This is a genomic window from Acidovorax sp. LjRoot204 (assembly GCF_056175785.1).
In genome coordinates this window covers 20,001-37,567 of the sequence record NZ_JBGFFF010000028.1, presented here as the reverse complement: position 1 = coordinate 37,567, position 17,567 = coordinate 20,001, and the positions used below count along the sequence as shown (strand labels likewise).

Sequence of the window (17,567 nt, the reverse complement as noted above, 5' to 3'; positions counted from 1 at the left end):
GTGTGGTGGTGGCGCTTGCTGCTGGGGCCGAGGTGCTCAAAGGCTGCAGCGAAGGCGTCTGGAAAGCGAGAGGCGGTTGTCCCACCTGGCGGTTGTTGGGCAGACCGCCGTCCAGTTGATTTTGCGATGAGGGCTTGACTTCTTCGTCCCAGGTCAACATAGATTTTCCAGTGTTCGGATTATGAAAGCAGTGCTGCGAAAAGGAAAGCACTGAAGCGTTGTGCAGCAAGGTTTTGTTGCTTCACAGCACCGGAGCAACGCCTCGGGCGAGCCCGAGGCGTTGCTGGCAATGTGCTTACTGGCAGGCCTCGCAGCCAGGATCGTCGATGGCGCAGAACTTGACGTCCGTGGCTGGCACAGCTGCAGCCTGCTGAGAGGCCGTTGCGGCAGCGGCTTCCAGCGGGTTTTGCTTGGCCGCTGCGGTGGCTGAAGCTGCCGATGCGCCGCTGTCATTGCCCGATGACACTGCATTGAGCTGGCGTGTGTTCACGGTGCTCATTTCGACGTGCGTAGCGCTTTGGGTGCGCAGGTAGTAGGTGGTCTTGAGGCCGCGCACCCACGCCAGTTTGTAGGTGTCGTCGAGCTTCTTGCCCGACGCGCCGGCCATGTAGATGTTGAGGCTCTGCGCCTGATCGATCCACTTCTGGCGGCGTGATGCGGCTTCCACCAGCCACTGGGGTTCGACTTCGAAGGCTGTGGAGTAGAGCGCCTTGATGTCCTGGGGCACGCGGTCGATGGGGTGCAGCGAACCCTTGAAGTGCTTGAGGTCCATGATCATCACGTCATCCCACAGGCCCAGGCGCTTGAGGTCACGCACCAGGCCGCCGTTGATCACCGTGAACTCGCCCGACAGGTTGGACTTGACCGACAGGTTGCCGAAAGAAGGCTCGATCGAGGCATCGACGCCAATGATGTTCGAGATGGTGGCCGTGGGGGCAATGGCGACGCAGTTGGAGTTGCGCATGCCGTCCAGTGCAATCTTCTTGCGCAGGGCATCCCAGTCCAGCGTGGACGAGCGGTCCACCTCCACATACCCGCCACGGGCCTGCGAGAGCATGTCCAGCGTGTCGAAAGGCAGGATGCCGCGATCCCACAGCGAGCCCTTGTAGCTGGAGTATTTGCCGCGCTCTTTGGCCAGCTCGGTGGASGCCCARTAGGCGTRGTAGCAGATGGCTTCCATCGACTYGTCGGCAAAYTSCACSGCCTCTTGCGAGGCGTAAGGAATGCGCAGCGCATACAGGCTGTCCTGGAAAGCCATCASGCCCAGRCCSACSGGGCGGTGGCGCAGGTTSGAGTCGCGSGCCTTSTTSACKGCGTAGTAGTTGATGTCGATCACGTTGTCSAGCATGCGCATGGCCACGGTGATGGTCYKCTTGAGCTTKTCGTGGTCGAYCTKGCCGTTCTTGATGTGCTGCAGCAGGTTCACCGAGCCGAGGTTGCASACGGCRGTTTCGGTGTCGCTGGTGTTGAGCGTGATCTCGGTGCACAGATTAGACGAATGCACCACACCGGCGTGCTGTTGGGGCGAGCGCACATTGCAGGCATCCTTGAACGTGATCCAGGGATGGCCAGTCTCGAACAGCATGGTGAGAATCTTGCGCCAGAGGTCCGTGGCCTGGATGGTCTTGGCGGGCTTGATCTCGCCGCGTGCAGCCTTTTCTTCGTAGGCCACGTAGGCCTTTTCAAAGTCGGCGCCAAACAGATCGTGCAGATCGGGCACGTTAGAAGGGGAGAACAGCGTCCAGGTGCCCTTTTCCATCACGCGGCGCATGAACAGGTCAGGGATCCAGTTGGCCGTGTTCATGTCGTGCGTGCGGCGGCGATCGTCGCCGGTGTTCTTGCGCAGTTCCAGGAACTCTTCGATGTCCAGGTGCCAGGTTTCCAGGTAGGTGCAGACGGCGCCCTTGCGCTTGCCGCCCTGGTTCACGGCCACGGCCGTGTCGTTGACCACCTTGAGGAAGGGCACCACGCCCTGCGATTCGCCGTTGGTGCCCTTGATGTGCGAGCCCAGGGCGCGCACGCGGGTCCAGTCGTTGCCCAGGCCACCAGCAAACTTGGACAACAAGGCGTTTTCCTTGATTGACTCGTAAATGCCATCGAGGTCGTCGGGCACCGTGGTCAGGTAGCAGCTCGACAGCTGCGAGCGCAGCGTGCCGCTGTTGAACAGCGTGGGGGTGGACGACATGAAATCGAACGACGAGAGCACTTCATAGAACTCGATGGCCCGGGCTTCGCGGTCGGTTTCATTGAGCGCCAGGCCCATGGCCACGCGCATAAAGAAGGCTTGGGGCAGCTCGATGCGGGTCTTCTTGACGTGCAGGAAGTAGCGGTCGTACAGCGTCTGCAGGCCCAGGTAGTCGAACTGCAGGTCGCGCTCGGCCTTGAGCGCGGCGCCCAGGCGGTTCAGGTCGTATTGCTTGAGCAGGCGCTCGTCCAGCAGCTCGTTGTCCACCCCCTTCTGAATGAAGGTGGGGAAATAGTCCTTGTAGGCCTGGCCCATGTTGCTTTGGGCTACGTCACGCCCCAGCACCTCGCGCACGATGGTGTGCAGCAGCAGGCGGGCCGTGGCGTAGGTGTAGTCAGGATCTTTTTCGATCAGGGTGCGGGCCGCCAGAATGGACGCCTTGTAGACCTCGTCCATGGGAACGCCGTCATACAGGTTGCGCATGGTCTCTGCGACGATGGGGGCTGCCTGGATGTCGGCGCCCAGGTTGGCGCAGGCTGACTCGATCAAGGCGTGCAGGCGCAGGATGTCCAGCTGCACGCGTTGGCCGTTGTCGATCACGTGCAGCACCGGGGTGGCGGGTGCTAGCTGTTCCAGGTGGTGAGCGCGCTCCTGCGTGCGGCGCTCGCGGTASAGCACGTAGGCRCGSGCGAYYTCRTGGTGSYCGCCGCGCATCAGGCCSAGYTCGACCTGGTCCTGCACRTCTTCRATGTGGAAGGTGCCGCCGCCMGGACGCGAGCGCATGAGGGCGCGGACCACGTTCTGGGTGAGCGTGTCCACTACCTCACGCACGCTGGCAGAGGCAGCGCCCTGCGTGCCGTGCACTGCCAGAAACGCCTTCATCATCGCCACCGCAATTTTTTGGGGCTCGAACGGCACCACCGCGCCGTTGCGGCGAATGATCTGGTAATGCGTGAGCGGGTGCCCGGAAGCTGCGGCCGCCGCAGCGTGCGTGGCGGCATCCGCAGAGGCGGTGGGCGATGGGGAAGGCGTGTTCAAAGCAGCTTGCATGGGGGTCCTCTTCTGTGGGCTGTCTGGGGTGGGCGTGCGGCCTGGAGTGCCGCCGCAGTGTGTGGGTGCTGCACCGGACTTCAGTCTGGTGCACACTATATATGGTGTGTCGAGGCGGTTCAAGACACTACCGGTAGTGTACCGCCGGAATGAGTCCCCAAAACCGAAACAGCATGTTCCCAACCCCGTTGCGTACGCAACCGGTGCCTGCGGCGAGCCCTTGTGAATGCGATGTGAGCGGCGCAAAACCGTGCAGTGGCGTACCTTGGAGGCGGATTTCCTGCGCCAGGCCGCGCAGCGCTTGGTTGCAAAAATATGTGCAAGCGCACAAAGAAAAAAATGCCTTGATGCGCCCGTACGACAGTGAAAGTGCGGCGTCAGCGAAGCTGCAAGGGGTCCGCCCGCGTGTTCAGCGGGAATCGCTGCGCAGGCCAGTCCAACGCCCTTTGCAGTCGTGGCCAGTCAAAGCCCGGGCCTGGGTCCAACTTACGTCCCGGGGCAATGTGTTCATGCCCTGCGATGTGCTCGATGGGATAGCGCAGCGCAATGTCCCGGCAGACCCTGGTCAGGGTTTCGTACTGTGCCGACTCGAAGTGCAGGCCCTCCAGGCCTTCCAGTTCAATGCCGATGGAATCGTCGTTGCACTGGCTCCTCCCCCTGTAGAACGATTGCCCGGCATGCCAGGCGCGCAGGTCACAATCCACAAACTGCCACAGCACCCCGGTGCGCTCGATGAAAAAATGCGCGGACACCTGCAATCCGCGGATGCCCTGGTAGTAGGGGTGCGCATCCCAGTCCAGGGTGTTGGTGAACAGCTGTTGCACGGCACCGCCGCCGTATTCGCCCGGCGGCAGGCTGATGGAATGCACCACGATCAGATCGACTTGCGAGGTCTGTACCGGGCGCGGCCCGTGGTTCGGAGATGCGAGCCGCTGAGCGGTCCTGTACCAGCCGCCCTCCCAGGGCGCCATGTCTGCCGCTGGTACACCGTCAGCCCAGGTCGTCATGCGGGTCCTGGTCATTGGGCACGGCGATGTTCAGACGGGCGATGCGGTAGCGAATCTGGCGCAGGCTGATGCCCAGGCGTGCGGCTGTGGCGGTACGGTTGAACCCGGCTTCTTTCAGCGCGCGGATCAGGATCTCCCGCTCCTGTTGGTCCAACCAGGCCTGCAGGTCGCTGGGCAGTGGCACCGTRCAGCCGTTGGCCAGGGGCTGAGGGCCCTGGCCTGTGTCTGCCGACGTCGAAGCGTGGGGCCCGGCAGAGAAGGCGGCGGACACCGCCGATCCCTCTGGCGCGGGCACAAGCGTGGGCGGTGCCGGGCGTGCCATCTGCACATCTGACGCGCCGCTTGGCGCATCCACCTGCAACTCGTCCCCGTCGCTCAATGCCACGGCGCGGTGCAGCAGATTTTCCAGCTCGCGGACGTTGCCGGTCAGCGGGTGGGCGGCAATGGCGTTCAGTGCCCGGTCGGTGAGTTGGGGCACCGGCATGCCCGACTCGTGGGCAATGCGGGTGAGCAGCGCTGCGCACAGTGCGGGCAGGTCCTCGCGGCGCTCGCGCAGCGGCGGGATGACGATCTCGATCACRTTGAGCCGGTAGTACAGGTCCTGGCGGAASCGGCCGGCCTGSACATCGGCMGSSAGATCSYKGTGGGTGGCGCTCACRATGCGCACRTCSACCGYSTCTTCCTGSGTSGAGCCGAKKGRSCGCACGCTGCGCTCCTGGATSGCRCGCAGCAGCTTGGACTGCATSGCCAGCGGCAGGTCGCCGATTTCGTCGAGGAACAATGTGCCCCCGCGTGCGGCCTGGAAGTAGCCGTCACGGTCTTGCGACGCGCCGGTGTAGGAGCCCTTGCGGGCACCAAAAAATTCAGCTTCCAGCAGGTTCTCGGGGATGGCCCCGCAGTTCACGGCGACCAGGGGCCCGTCAGCACGCTGGCTGCTGGCATGCAGGGCTTGGGCCACCAGCTCCTTGCCCGTGCCCGACTCGCCATGGATCAGCACCGGCGCCATGCCACGCGATACCTTGGCCACGCGCTGCTTGACGTTGCGGATGGCGTCGGACTCGCCCACGAGGCGATCCAGGGCGGCGTTGGCATTGCCGAATTCGCCGGTCGCCGCAGCTGCATTGGTAGACCGGCTGGAGCCGTTGCTGCGTGCTGCACGCGGAGGTGGAACCCCACCCGTGCCCTGGATGGCTGAGGCCACCACCGAGCGGAACTGCTTGAGGTCCACGGGCTTGGTGAGGTAGTCGAAGGCCCCTGCGCGCAGCGCCTCGACCGCGTTCTCKGCCGAGCCGTAGGCSGTCATGACCACGCAGCGTTCGCGCCGTTGCTGGTCGCGCAGATCCTGCAGCAGCTCCATGCCAAACCCGTCGGGCAACCGCATATCGGTAATCACGGCGTCAAAGCGGTGGGCCTTGAGTTGATCACGCGCCTCCTGGACGCTCGACGCGGTCTCGACCCGGTACCCCTCGCGCAGCAGGGTGAGCTCGTACAGGGTGCGCAGATCGGGTTCGTCGTCAACGACAAGGATGGAGGCGGCAGGGGCGTTCATGGAGGCGGCAGTCAGACCACTATGGTGTCAAACAAGGTGGCATTGTCGGCGGGGCGGGTCGTGCGGCGGAAGCCCACAGTAAAGGCGTTGCCTCCGATGTCACCGCGTGCGGTGTGGCGGTTCAGGCGCTGGTAGCTGATGGAGGCGCCATGGCGCTGGCACAGCTCCCGGCAAATATAGAGGCCCAGACCACTGGAGCGGCTCTCCGACGAGAAGAAGGGCTCGAACAAATGCCGCTCCACGGATTTGTCCATCGGGGCACCGTCGCTCCACACCTGCAGGCTGACCTGGCCAGCGTGCGTGTTGCGCGTGGTCACTGACAGTGAGTCGGGCTCCGGGCCCATGTAGCGCAGGGCGTTGTCCAGCAGGTTGACGAGCACCCGACGCAGGTGCTCGGCGTCAAACTCCACCTGGGTGGCGCCCGTGTCCAGCGACACCAGGGCGCGCCGCCGGGCGGGGTCCTGGGCCTGCCAGTCGTTCCAGATCTGGGCGACTGTCTCGTCCAGCGCCACGGTCGAGGCAGGGGCATGGCTGATCTGGTGCTGTACGCGGGCAATGTCCAGCACCTCTTCGGCGATGCGGGCCAGGCGGTCGGCGTTTTGCTGCACCATGTGCGCCAGCCGTTTTTGTGCGGGGTCGTGCAGGTCTTCTTCCAGCAGGGCATTGGCCTGCACGATGGCCGCCAGCGGGTTGCGGATCTCATGGGCCACTGCGGCGGACATGCGGCCCATGGCCGCGAGTTTTTCGGTGCGCAGCCGCGCTTCCATTTCCCGCAGGTCGTGCAGGAACATCACGCACAGCCGCTCGGAGCGCGTTTGCAAGGCCGCGTTGCGAGTGGATGTGAGCCAGGTGCGCACATGCAGACCGGTGGGGCTCTGGCCTTCGTGTAGGAGATCGACGTCGGCTGTCTGGGGTTGTTCGTGCCGGAAGGTGCGCCGCGCCAGGATCACCAARGGGTGCCACGGAGCCGTGGATGTGAGGGCAAACGGCAACTCGGTCAGCGCCATGCCGCCCAGCAGCTGCAGCCCTGCGGGGTTGGCAATGCGCACCACGTCGGTCTCGTCTACCACCAGCACCCCGTCGGTCAGGTTCTGGATGACCAGTGCACTGACCTGCGTTTGCACGCGCGCTGCGATCTGGCTTTGTTGTGCCACTTCCTGTTCGCGCGCCAGGCGGGTGGCCAGCTGGTGCACCAGATAGCTCACGATGAAGTAGCCCGTGCCGGTCAGTGCGCTTTGCAGGTAGCGCTGCCCTTCGTCTCCCGTGCTGTACTGTCCCACCCACCAGGCCCAGCCCAGCAGCAGCAGCGTGACGGCGGCCGTGGTGCCCAGGGCCAGGGTCAGCGTGCCCATGACCGCTGCGATCAGGATGGGCAGGCCGAACAGGGGCGTGTAGTTCATGGTGCCCGCATGCAGCAACTGCAGCGCAGTGATCGCCGCCAGGTCCACGCCAATGGAAGGCAGCCATTGCGGGCCGGCGCTGGGCGACGGGGGGGCTTTGCGCGACAGCACCCGCAGTACCACGGTGGCTACGAGGTAGGCCACGCAGACCGCGAGCACAGAAGGCGCCGCCGCTTGGTTGATCAGCTGCCCGGCCCCCTGCAGCACCAAAAGTGCCAGGGCTACCATCACGCGGCCCGTCAGAAAACCGAGCCACAGCCGTGCGAAGGGGGCTTCTGCGGAAGGTGGCAGTGGGCCTGCGGGCGCTGCTTGCATGGTCACAACGGGAAGGCGCCGCTCAGGCCGGGCCCAGGCGCCGGTGCTCGGCGCTGCAATAGGCCTGGCTGCCCAGCATCAGGGCTTCGGCCTGCGGGACGTGCACGCCGCAGTGCGCGCAGGCCAGCATGTCTTGCGGCAGGGCCGGCGGGGTGGGGCGCGCCTTGGGCACTGCGGCATCAGGAGCACGGCGACTGCGCCAGATACCCACCGCCACCGCGATGACGACCAACAAGACCAGGTATTTCATGTGCTGCGGCCCAGAACAACTTCCAATACAAACCGCGAGCCCACATAGGCCAGCAGCAGCAGGGCCGAGCCCGCATACAACACACGCACCGCATTGCGGCCCCGCCAGCCAAACCGCGCGCGGCCCAGCAGCAGGGTGGCGAAGGTCAGCCACGAGAGCATCGAGAACACGGCCTTGTGGTCCCACCGCCAGGCCCGGCCATACAGCGTCTCGCCAAACAGCCACCCGGCCATCAAGGTGGCGGTGAGCAGGACAAACCCTGCCGTCACGAACCGGAAGGTCAGCCGCTCCAGCGTGAGCAGCGGGATGCCGCTGTGCGGGTCTTCGGCCTGCCGGATGTGGCGTTCGGCGCGTGTCATGAGCCAGGCGTGCACGACGGCGGCTGCAAACAGCCCATAACACGCAATGCCCAAGGCCAGGTGCAAGGGCAGCCAGGCCGATGCAGCCACGTGCAGGGGCTGCCCCGGGAACAACATGGCCAGCACAATGGCCGCCGCGCCCAGGCCTGCCAGCACCCAGCGCGACTGCATTTGCGGAAACAACTGCCGCTCCACGGCATACACCGTGAGCACCAGCCATGCAGTCATCGACAGCGCGGGCGCAAAACCGAACCGGGGCGCTTCGCCCCACAGGCCCCACACCAGCACGGCGCCATGCAGCAACCACGCCACCAGCAGTGCATTGCGCGCCGCTGCCGCCCCCAGGCGGGAGGCTGCGGCGGCAGGCACGGCATAAGCCACGGCAGCGGCCAGGGCCAGCAGCCAACTGACCGGAGAGCTACTCGTTAAAATCATGGGCACAGTTTAGCCTTTCGCCCACCGCCAGCGCCCTGGCGGGGCCGCGCGCACAACGCCGTTGTTGACGGCGCGCAGCCAATACCGGAAACACCCCTATGGCCTCCGCCCTTACCGACAAACTCACGCGCCTCGTCAAGGAGATGCGTGGCCAGGCCCGCATCACCGAGTCCAATGTCACGGACATGCTGCGCGAAGTGCGCATGGCSCTGCTCGAAGCCGACGTGGCSCTGCCCGTGGTGCGCGAYTTCRTCGCCCGCGTSAAGGAAAAGKCSCTSGGCCAGGARGTGCTGGGMTCGCTCAAGCCSGGSCAGRCGCTGGTSRGCATCGTCAACCGCGARCTSGCCGCCACCATGGGCGAGGGCGTGKCCGACATCAACCTGGCSGCSCAGCCGCCKGCCGTGATCCTSATGGCSGGCCTGCAGGGCGCGGGCAAGACCACCACYACSGCCAAGCTGGCCAAGCACCTGATYGARAAGCGCAAGAAGAARGTGCTSACSGTSTCCGGCGACGTSTACCGCCCGGCCGCCATCGAGCAGCTCAAGACSGTGACCAAGCAGGCCGGYGCCGAATGGTTTCCCAGCACGCCCGACCAGAAGCCGCTYGACATTGTCCACGCCGCACTCGACTACGCCAAGAAGCACTACTTTGACGTGCTGCTGGTCGACACGGCCGGTCGCCTGGCCATCGACGAAGCCTTGATGAAGGAAATCAAGGACCTGCACGCCGCGCTGAACCCGGTTGAAACCTTGTTCGTGGTCGATGCCATGCAGGGCCAGGACGCCATCAACACGGCCAAGGCCTTCAAGGARGCGCTGCCCCTCACCGGCATCGTGCTTACCAAGCTGGACGGCGACTCGCGCGGCGGTGCCGCGCTGTCCGTGCGCCAGATCACAGGGGCTCCGATCAAGTTTGCCGGTGTCTCGGAGAAGATCGACGGCCTSGAAGTGTTCGACGCCGAGCGCCATGCGGGCCGCATCCTSGGCATGGGCGACATCGTSGCGCTGGTSGAGCAGGTCACSGCCGGGGTGGACATAGAGGCCGCACAAAAGCTGGCGGCCAAGGTCAAGAGCGGYGMSGGSTTCGACCTGAACGACTTYCTCKSKCAGATSCAGCAGATGAAGCAGATGGGCGGGCTGTCGAGCCTGATGGACAAGCTGCCCTCTCAGCTCACCGCCAAGGCGGGTTCGCTGGACATGGACAAGGCCGAAAAAGACATCAAGCGCAAGGAAGGCATCATCCAGAGCATGACGCCCCTGGAGCGCCGCAAGCCCGAACTCATCAAGGCCACGCGCAAGAAGCGCATCGCCAACGGGGCGGGTGTGCATGTGCAGGAAGTCAACCGCCTGCTCAAGGAGTTTGAGCAGATGCAGGGCATGATGAAAAAGATGAAGGGCGGCGGCCTGATGAAGATGATGAAGAAGATGGGCGGCATGAAGGGCATGGGCGGCGGAGGCATGCCCAAGATGCCTTTCTGAAGGGTTTTCAAGCCTTTTTGGCACCAGGCGCTACAAGCATATGCCTGGAGTGCTATGAAAATATGAGTGAATAAAAAAGCCGACATGCGTCGGCTTTTTTTGTGGGTCGGTGGATGGTGGCTCTGCGCGGTGCCTCAGGCTGCTTGCAACGCCACGGGCCGTGCCAGCCGGCTGGCGTGCAACCAGGCACGGCGCAGTACTGGAGGGGACCACGACTCCTCGGGAATCAGCAGCAGTCGCTGCGCACGCAGCGCCCGGCCCAGTGCGATCTGGCTGGTCCACACCGCCAGCGGAATCGCCAGCGCCAGCGGCAGGCCCACGGGCATCAGCCACAACAGCGCGCTGCTGTCGATCAGCGCCACGCCCGCAGCCAGCAGGGCGATCACCGCGCTCATGGGAGCGAGCTGGCGCACGGCGTGGCGCCAGGGCACGGCATGGGCTTCGCGCGGAGGCGACTTCCACTCCAACTTCAGGCCAGTCAACGCGATCAACACAAACAACGAATGCGCCAGCATGCGCACCGGCGCCTGCAGGATGGCCATGACGCTCTCCAGCACGGCGCTCTTGAGCAGGCTGAAAGCGCCGCCGTACTGCTTTTGCTCGCGGCGCATGAACACTGCGGCCACGCCCAGGATGCGCGGCAAGAACAGCAGGCACAAGGTCCAGACCCACAGGGCGAGCAGCTCGGCGGGCAGGATGTGCCAGTCCGCTACCAGCTTGGCGCCCGACAGCCACAGCGCCGTACCGAGAGTCATGAAGGCCAGCCACAGCGGCGCCGACAGATAGGCCATGGCACCGGTGACGAACATGGACCGGTGCACCGCGTGGATGCCGGGCTCGGCCATCAGGCGCGCGTTCTGCAGGTTGCCCTGGCACCAGCGGCGGTCGCGCTGCAGCTCGGCCAGCAGGTCAGGCGGCTGTTGCTCATAGCTACCGATCAGGTCGCCCACCAGCCACACGTGGTAGCCCGCGCGGCGCATSAGGGCRGCTTCCACAAAGTCGTGCGACATGATGCCGCCAGCCAGGCCCCCCTTGCCGGGGATGGGCRCCAGCGCGCAGTGCTGCATGAACGGTGCCACGCGGATGATGGCGTTGTGGCCCCAGTAGTGCGATTCGCCCAGCTGCCAGTACTGCATGCCCAAAGTGAACAGACGACCCGTGACGCGCGAGGCAAACTGCTGCGCGCGGGCGTGCAGCGTCACATGGCCGATGGCCTGCGTAGCGGTCTGGATGATGCCGGCSGTSGGGTTGGCTTCCATCAGCTTGRCCATSGAGRYSAKGCAGTCGCCGCTCATCACRSWGTCGGCGTCSAGCACSACCATGTAGCGGTAGTCCTTGCCCCAGCGGCGGCAGAAGTCGGCCACGTTGCCSGCCTTGCGGTGGGTGCGGCGKGTGCGCAGGCGGTAGTACACCTGCACCTGGGGTTGCTGGCTGTGCTGCGCCAGGGCGCTGCGCAGCTCTTCCCAGGCGGCGCGCTCGGCGCGGGCAATGGCAGGGTCGTTGCTGTCGGAGAGCACAAACACATCGAACGTGGTGCCGTGGCCGGTGGCGGCCACCGACTCGCAGGTGGCGCGCAGCCCGGCAAACACGGTGGCCACGTCTTCGTTGCAGATCGGCATGATGATGGCAGTGCGGGCGTCGGAAGCCAGCGCGTGATCTGCCACGCTGCGTGCCGACAACGCATGCCGGTCGCCGCGCAACATCACCCAAAAGCCCATGAGCCCGGTCAAAAAGCCGGTCACCACCCAGGCGGACAGCAGCGCAAACAACGCAATCTGGCCGTAGCCCAGCCACGCGTTTTCATAGTCGGGCTGCACGCTGGCAAACAGGGTGCTGGCCAGTGCGGTGGCCAGCACGGTGAGCAGCGCAAACGTCCAGCGGCGGCGCTGCGCTGCGCCCTGCCAGGCGGCGGTGGATTCAGCGGGGGCTTGTACCGCCGTGGCCGGTGCGGGTTGTTGGGATGTACGGCCCGTCAGGCGCAGCAGCACGGCAGTGCCCATGCTGTTCCAAAAGCCGCGCCAGGGCAGGGGCACCATGGAGCCGCGGTGCAGGGGCGGTGCCGTCACCGCATTGGGGTGGCGCTCTTCGCGCAACGTGCTGCGTCGGCTGGGGGTTGGCCGGGGGTAGGCCACACCGCGCCGCGCGACCACGGCCGGGCCTGTGGATGCGTGGGTGCCGTGGGGGTCATGAGGGCTTACTCGGGAAGACTGATGTGCGTCCATGTTTCACTCACAGCGTGGTTATCGTGTTGGAGAAAAGCGCGCAGCTCTACCGGCCGGTCGGCCTGCAGGCGCTGGATGCGAAAGGTCATGCGCCACCCGCCGGTGGCGGGGTTGCGGTAGGCAATGTTTTCCAGCACCTTGCCGTTGGCATCGCTGGTCACTACGGCCTTCACACTGGCTTCGGCAGGCAGGGCCCTGAGGGCAGGGCCCTCGAAATCGACCACGTACTGCACCTGCTGGCGCAGTTCCTGGGCCGACAACTTGGTGTAGCCCATGCCGCGGCGCGATTGGGTGGCCCAGGCGCTGGGTGGGCGCTGCTGCTCATCGCCCTGCCAGCTCAGTTCATAGGCAAATTCCAGCGGCTGGCCGGGGGCTGGCATCTGGGCGGGCACCCAATACGCGACGACGTTGTCGTGGGTTTCGTCCGGGGTGTTCAGCTGCACCAGCTCCACGCGGCCGGCCCCCCAGTCATGCAGCGGGCGCACCCAGGCGCTGGGGCGGCGTTCGTAGCGGGCTTCCACATCCTCGTAGCTGCTCCACTGGCGGTCGCGCTGCATCAGTCCAAAGCCCTTGGGGTTCCTGGTGGCGAACGAGGTGACCAGCGTTTGCCGGGGGTTCTGCAGCGGGCGCCACAGCCATTCGCCTTCGCCCGTAGCCACCATGAGTCCGTCGGAGTCATGCACTTCGGGGCGGAAGTCTTCCTTGCGTGGCTGGTTCTCGCCGAAGAAGAACATGCTGGTCAGCGGCGCAACGCCCAGTGTGGCGATGGATGGGTTGCCGGAGGCGGCGCGCACAAAAATGCGGCTGCGCACCGTGGTGGTGGTCTGCGCGCCGGGCTGGATGTCGAAACGGTAGGCGCCCGTGGCGCGTGGCGAGTCGAGCAGTGCGTACACCGTGACCTGGGTGGACAGCGGGTCGGGCCGCACCAGCCAGAACTCGGTGAAGCGGGGGAACTCCTCGCCCCGGCCGCCCACGGTGTCGATGGCCAGCCCGCGCGCCGACAGGCCGTACTGCTGGCCTTTGCCCAGAGCGCGGAAGTAGCTGGCGCCCTGGAAGACCACCAGCTCGTCCTTGTAGGCACTGGAGTTCAGGTGGTTGTGCAGCCGAAAGCCTGCAAAGCCCAGGTCGCCCCAAGCCTCGGGCCGCAGCTGGTTCTTGCCGTAGTCAAAGTCCGCGCGGCTGTAGGGGATGTGGCGCACGCCCTGCGGCGTCACCTCGTTGATCAGTACCGGCTCTTTCTGGTACAGCCCCAGATGGAAGAACATGGCCTCGTAGGGCAGCTTGTCGGCCCGCCACAGGGCGCGATCGGGGCGCCAGCGGATGTCGCGCACCTGGTCGTAGTTGAGCTGTGCGAGGTCGGCCGGGAGCTTGTCGCTCACGGGTCGGTAGGGTTGGCTGGCGCGGTCGCGGGCGAGGCGGGTCACGCTCTCGAAGTCAAAGCCCTGTGCGTGCGCGCCCCCGGCCATCAGGGCGGTGGCCAGGGCTATTGCGGGCCCTGCGCGCCTGCCGATCTGGCGAAAAAAGGAGGGAAAAACTGCGTGCATGGCAGGCATAGGGCAAACCCTGTGCCAGCTGCGAAAAAGGCTTTGAAATCAATGGTTTGGAGAGGGCTCTGCGTGTAAGCAGTTGTGCAATGGCCTGTGGGCGCCGGTCAGTCCCCGCTTTTTGTCGCCGGATGGCGACAAGGGGTGGGTGCTTTGATCAAAATACCCTGTAAATCAATGACTTACTCGTGTCGCTCATCCACGACATCGTCCGCATCGCCTGCATCCTGCTTGAACTGTCCAGGCGTCAGCGCGTGCTTTTGCAGCAGGCGGTAGAACTCGGTGCGGTTGCGTTGCGCCAGCCGCGCCGCATCGGCCACGTTGCCGTCGGTCATCTTGAGCAGGCCCACCAGGTACTCGCGCTCGAAACGCTGGCGGGCTTCGGCAAAGCTCAGCACCTGGGTGGACGGGGTGCGCAGCGCGCGCTGCACCAGTGTCAGCGGCACCAGGGGGGTGGTGGACAGGGCGCACACCTGCTCGACCACGTTGTAGAGCTGGCGCACGTTGCCTGGCCAGGCGGCGGTGGTCAGTGCCTTGAGCGCCTCAGGCGCAAAGCCGGACAGGCGCTTGTCGTATTTGCGGGACAGGCGGTCCAGAAAGTGATTGGCCAGCAGCGCAATGTCCTCGCGCCGCTCGGCCAGGGTGGGCAGCACCAGCGACACCACGTTCAGCCGGTAATACAGGTCCTCGCGGAACTGCGCGCTCGCCATGGCGGCCTCCAGGTCCCGGTGCGTGGCCGAGATGATGCGCACGTCGATGGGCGTGGCCTGGCTGGCGCCCACGGGGCGCACGGCGCGCTCCTGCAACACCCGCAGCAGCTTGACCTGCAGGGCCGGGGGCATGTCGCCAATCTCGTCCAGCAGCAGGGTGCCGCCATCCGCCGCCTGGAACAGCCCCTTGTGGTTGCTCACCGCATCGGTGAAGGCGCCTTTGACGTGGCCGAATAGCTCGGACTCCAGCAGCGCCTCGGGGATGGCGCCACAGTTGACGGCCACAAACGGGCGGGCCGCACGCGGGCTGGCACGGTGGATGGCGCGCGCCAGCAACTCCTTGCCCGAGCCGCTGTCGCCGCGCAGCAGCACGCTGGCGTCGGACTGAGCGACCATGTATGCCTCGGACAACAGGTCCGTCATGCGGTGCGACCGGCTCACGATCTCGGTCCGCCAGTCCTCGTCGGCATGCGGCTGCGCAACGGCAGGGGCGCTGAGCGCCAGCGCCTGCGCAATCTTCTCCAGCAGCTCCTTGCCGTCGTAGGGCTTGGTGAGGTAGGTGAACACCCCGCGCGACGTGGCCTCCACCGCATCGGGAATGGTGCCGTGTGCGGTCAGCAGGATCACGGGCAGTGAGGGGTGGCGGGCGCGCACTTCGTCAAACAGGGCCAGGCCGTCGCGCCCCGGCAGGCGCACATCGCTCAGCACGAGCTGCGGGCGGGCAATGTCCAGCTGCGCCAGTGCCGCTTCGGCCGAGCCCACGGCCACCACGTCGTGCCCGGCGGCTTTCAGGCGCAGCGACAGCAGCCGCAGCATGTCTGCGTCGTCGTCCACCACCAGGATGCGGGCAGGTGGGGCGGCGCGGGTGGGGGCGGAAGAGGGCATGGCGGGTAGGTCGGTCAGGGGGCGGGCCGTGGCGCCGCGCCATTGCTCGCTGCTGGCGCGGCGGGGGCTGAGAGTGATGGTGCTGGGCGCGTGCTCAGGCTGCGCTCGATGGCGCGCACGGCCTCCAGGCGTTCGCTGAGCTGGTCATTGCGGCGTTGGCTGTCGCGCAGCTGCTGGGCCTGGCGGTCGAGCTGATCCTCCAGCCGGCGTTGTTGCAGCAGCCGGGCCTCCAGCAGCCGGGCCAGCGGGTGCAAGGGTTGCGCTGCAGCGCCGGTGTTGCCCAGCACGCGCTGCACCAGGCCCAGCGCACGGGCGGTGTCCACGGCCTGGCGCGTTTGTGCCAGGGCCGTGGCCAATAGCAACGGCGTATCGGCAGTGGCGTCCTCCGCTTCGCTCAGTCGGGCAATTTCCCTGGCGAGTTCGGCCGGGGGCAGCTTGAGCACACGGTCTGTCTGGGCCAGTAGCAGGGCAATGGGGGCGTTGCTATCGGTCTCCGTACCGCGTGCTTCGGTGGCGCCGACTTCGATCGCCGGGGCTACAGGCACGGCAATGATCATGGCCACCGGAGGTGGCTTGGAGGGGGCAGGCGGGGGCGCGGTGGTGGCGCAACCTGCCAGCACGGCGCCCAGGGCAAGCAGCGGCCATCGCAGCGCGTGGGAGGACAGGGGAGGAGTGCTAGGCGGCATGGGGAAGTTCGATGCGAAAGAAGGAGTGTGCGCCTTCGTCCACCAGGCGCACGCTGCCGCCATGGGCCTGCACATATTCCTGCACGATGGACAACCCGATGCCGGTGCCGCGCACGGCATCGTCCGGTTGGCGAACACCCCGGTAAAAGGGTTCAAACACGCGGTCGCGGTCCACCCGGTCGACGCCGGGCCCCTGGTCAAAGACGTCCAGACGCACCTGGCCGGGAGGTTGCGAGAGCACCAGCCGTACCGTGCCCTGGGGAGGTGAAAAGCGAATGGCGTTGGACAGCAGATTGCTGACGGCGGAGGTGATCTTGTCGGCGTCAACGGGCATGCGCACGGGCGGCCCCTCTACCCGCACGGTCAGGCCCTTGGCCTGCCACTGCAGCCGCTGTGTCTCGACCTGGGCCTCCAGCAGGGCCAGCAGATCGGTGTCGCGCCGCTGCAGTTGCCGTGCCTCGAAGGCGGCGGCGTTGAAGCGCAGCAGGGCCTCGATCTCGCCCTGCAGCTGCAGCGTGTTGTGGTGCAGGATCTGCGCGACCTCGCGCTGGCCGGCGGTGAGTTCGCCCGTCACGCCGTCCTGCAGCAGCGCCACGCCCTCGCGCAGCGCGGCCAGAGGGGTCTTGAGTTCGTGGGAGACATGGCGCAGGAACCGCGCCTTGTCGGCATCCAGCTCCAGCAGTCGCAGCCGCAGCCATTCCAGCCGCTGGCCCAGCCGGCGCACGTCGTCCGGGCCGGAGATCAGCACCGGCTCGTCCAGCTGGTTTTCACCCAGCTGCCGGATGGCGCCTTCAAGCCGCTTGAACGGTCGCGCCAGCCAGATGCCCAGAGACAGTGCCAGCACCAACGCCAGCACAATGGCGCCCACTACCTGGTGCGTCACGTTGCGGCGGCTGCTCTCCACCTGGTCCTGCAGCGCCTGGTTGCGTTGGGTGTTGATGTCCTGCACCGACTGCACAATGGTGCCGTGCAGGGTTTCCAGGGCCATGAATTCCTCGGCGACCAGACGTTCATTGTCGAGCGCACGGTCTGGCGGTGCGTCCAGCAGGGTTTTGACGGCCTCCAGGTGGGTGCGCCACGCCTGCGTCTGCGCGGTCGGCAACCCTGCGGCCTGCAGGTGGTCCACTACGGTGAGCGCATCGACCGCCATGTCGTCGAAGCTGCGGCGCAGCGGCGCATCGCGCAGCACCAGGGACTGTCGCGCAGCACGTTCCAGGGCTTGCCCGCGCTGGTTCAGGCCTTGTGCGGCCGTGGCCAGTGCAGTGGCCTCGGCCGTGCCATGGCGGCTGAGCACCATGAGCTGCTCCAACGTGTGCAAGGCCCTCAGTGAGCTGACCCCCAGCAAGCCTGCAATCAGCACGAATGCCAGCAGCAACAGTTGCTGGAAAGAGAGGCCATGCAGCAGGCCTTCGGTGGGTGGCGTTGCCGTGGGTGGGGGGCTCTGGGTGGGCATTGCAGCCAGGTGGGTCGGCGTGCGCGGCGTCTGTGCCTG

General features: G+C 66.1%; 12 protein-coding genes and 1 pseudogene. 1 reads left to right on the top strand and 12 read right to left on the bottom strand.

Translation table 11 applies throughout. The features are described 5' to 3' along the window. From AC04MI_RS07955 to AC04MI_RS07925, 7 genes and pseudogenes are all read right to left on the bottom strand, one after another. Nucleotides 1-160: pseudogene (locus AC04MI_RS07955) on the bottom strand (ribonucleotide-diphosphate reductase subunit beta); the annotation flags it as partial. A gap of 135 nt (nucleotides 161-295) precedes the next feature. Further along, entirely contained in the window at nucleotides 296-3,235 is a 2,940-nt protein-coding gene (locus AC04MI_RS07950) for a ribonucleoside-diphosphate reductase subunit alpha (protein WP_476497533.1), read from the bottom strand. A 377-nt stretch (nucleotides 3,236-3,612) separates the two neighbouring features. After that, nucleotides 3,613-4,242: a 1,6-anhydro-N-acetylmuramyl-L-alanine amidase AmpD gene (ampD, locus tag AC04MI_RS07945; RefSeq protein ID WP_436077610.1), complete on the bottom strand. Its 630-nt coding sequence runs from the start codon at nucleotides 4,240-4,242 to the stop codon at nucleotides 3,613-3,615. Continuing rightward, nucleotides 4,226-5,791 (bottom strand): sigma-54-dependent transcriptional regulator, encoded by a 1,566-nt coding sequence (locus AC04MI_RS07940; RefSeq protein WP_476497531.1) that lies wholly within the window; start codon nucleotides 5,789-5,791, stop codon nucleotides 4,226-4,228. The genes ampD and AC04MI_RS07940 overlap by 17 nt, the downstream gene beginning before the upstream one ends. Nucleotides 5,792-5,802: 11 nt before the next feature. Beyond that, nucleotides 5,803-7,506 carry a two-component system sensor histidine kinase NtrB gene (locus tag AC04MI_RS07935; RefSeq protein WP_436077612.1) on the bottom strand — a complete coding sequence of 568 codons (1,704 nt, stop codon included), beginning with the start codon at nucleotides 7,504-7,506 and terminating at the stop codon, nucleotides 5,803-5,805. A gap of 22 nt (nucleotides 7,507-7,528) precedes the next feature. Then, a complete protein-coding gene (locus tag AC04MI_RS07930) occupies nucleotides 7,529-7,756 on the bottom strand; it encodes a PP0621 family protein (protein ID WP_121942062.1) in 228 nt (75 codons plus the stop codon). Beyond that, nucleotides 7,753-8,550, bottom strand: a complete 798-nt coding sequence (locus tag AC04MI_RS07925; protein ID WP_121942063.1) for a cytochrome C assembly family protein — start codon at nucleotides 8,548-8,550, stop codon at nucleotides 7,753-7,755. Before AC04MI_RS07925 ends, AC04MI_RS07930 begins: the two co-directional genes overlap by 4 nt. Nucleotides 8,551-8,648: 98 nt before the next feature. Here AC04MI_RS07925 and ffh point away from each other — a divergent pair, with 98 nt between their 5' ends. Continuing rightward, nucleotides 8,649-10,028 (top strand): signal recognition particle protein, encoded by a 1,380-nt coding sequence (gene ffh / locus AC04MI_RS07920; protein ID WP_476497530.1) that lies wholly within the window; start codon nucleotides 8,649-8,651, stop codon nucleotides 10,026-10,028. A gap of 134 nt (nucleotides 10,029-10,162) precedes the next feature. Here ffh and mdoH read toward each other — a convergent pair whose 3' ends face one another. From mdoH to AC04MI_RS07895, 5 genes are all read right to left on the bottom strand, one after another. Next, the gene (gene mdoH, locus AC04MI_RS07915) at nucleotides 10,163-12,250 is read right to left on the bottom strand and encodes a glucans biosynthesis glucosyltransferase MdoH (RefSeq protein ID WP_476497528.1); all 2,088 of its coding nucleotides are present in this window, start codon (nucleotides 12,248-12,250) and stop codon (nucleotides 10,163-10,165) included. Then, nucleotides 12,223-13,794: a glucan biosynthesis protein G gene (locus AC04MI_RS07910; RefSeq protein ID WP_436077615.1), complete on the bottom strand. Its 1,572-nt coding sequence runs from the start codon at nucleotides 13,792-13,794 to the stop codon at nucleotides 12,223-12,225. Before AC04MI_RS07910 ends, mdoH begins: the two co-directional genes overlap by 28 nt. 182 nt (nucleotides 13,795-13,976) lie before the next feature. Continuing rightward, nucleotides 13,977-15,389 (bottom strand): sigma 54-interacting transcriptional regulator, encoded by a 1,413-nt coding sequence (locus AC04MI_RS07905; RefSeq protein WP_146871664.1) that lies wholly within the window; start codon nucleotides 15,387-15,389, stop codon nucleotides 13,977-13,979. Nucleotides 15,390-15,403: 14 nt separating this feature from the next. Further along, the gene (locus AC04MI_RS07900; protein ID WP_436077616.1) at nucleotides 15,404-16,075 is read right to left on the bottom strand and encodes a hypothetical protein; all 672 of its coding nucleotides are present in this window, start codon (nucleotides 16,073-16,075) and stop codon (nucleotides 15,404-15,406) included. Beyond that, nucleotides 16,065-17,528, bottom strand: coding sequence for a sensor histidine kinase (locus AC04MI_RS07895; RefSeq protein WP_436077617.1), 1,464 nt, complete (start codon nucleotides 17,526-17,528; stop codon nucleotides 16,065-16,067). Before AC04MI_RS07895 ends, AC04MI_RS07900 begins: the two co-directional genes overlap by 11 nt. Between the last annotated feature and the right edge of the window lie 39 nt (nucleotides 17,529-17,567).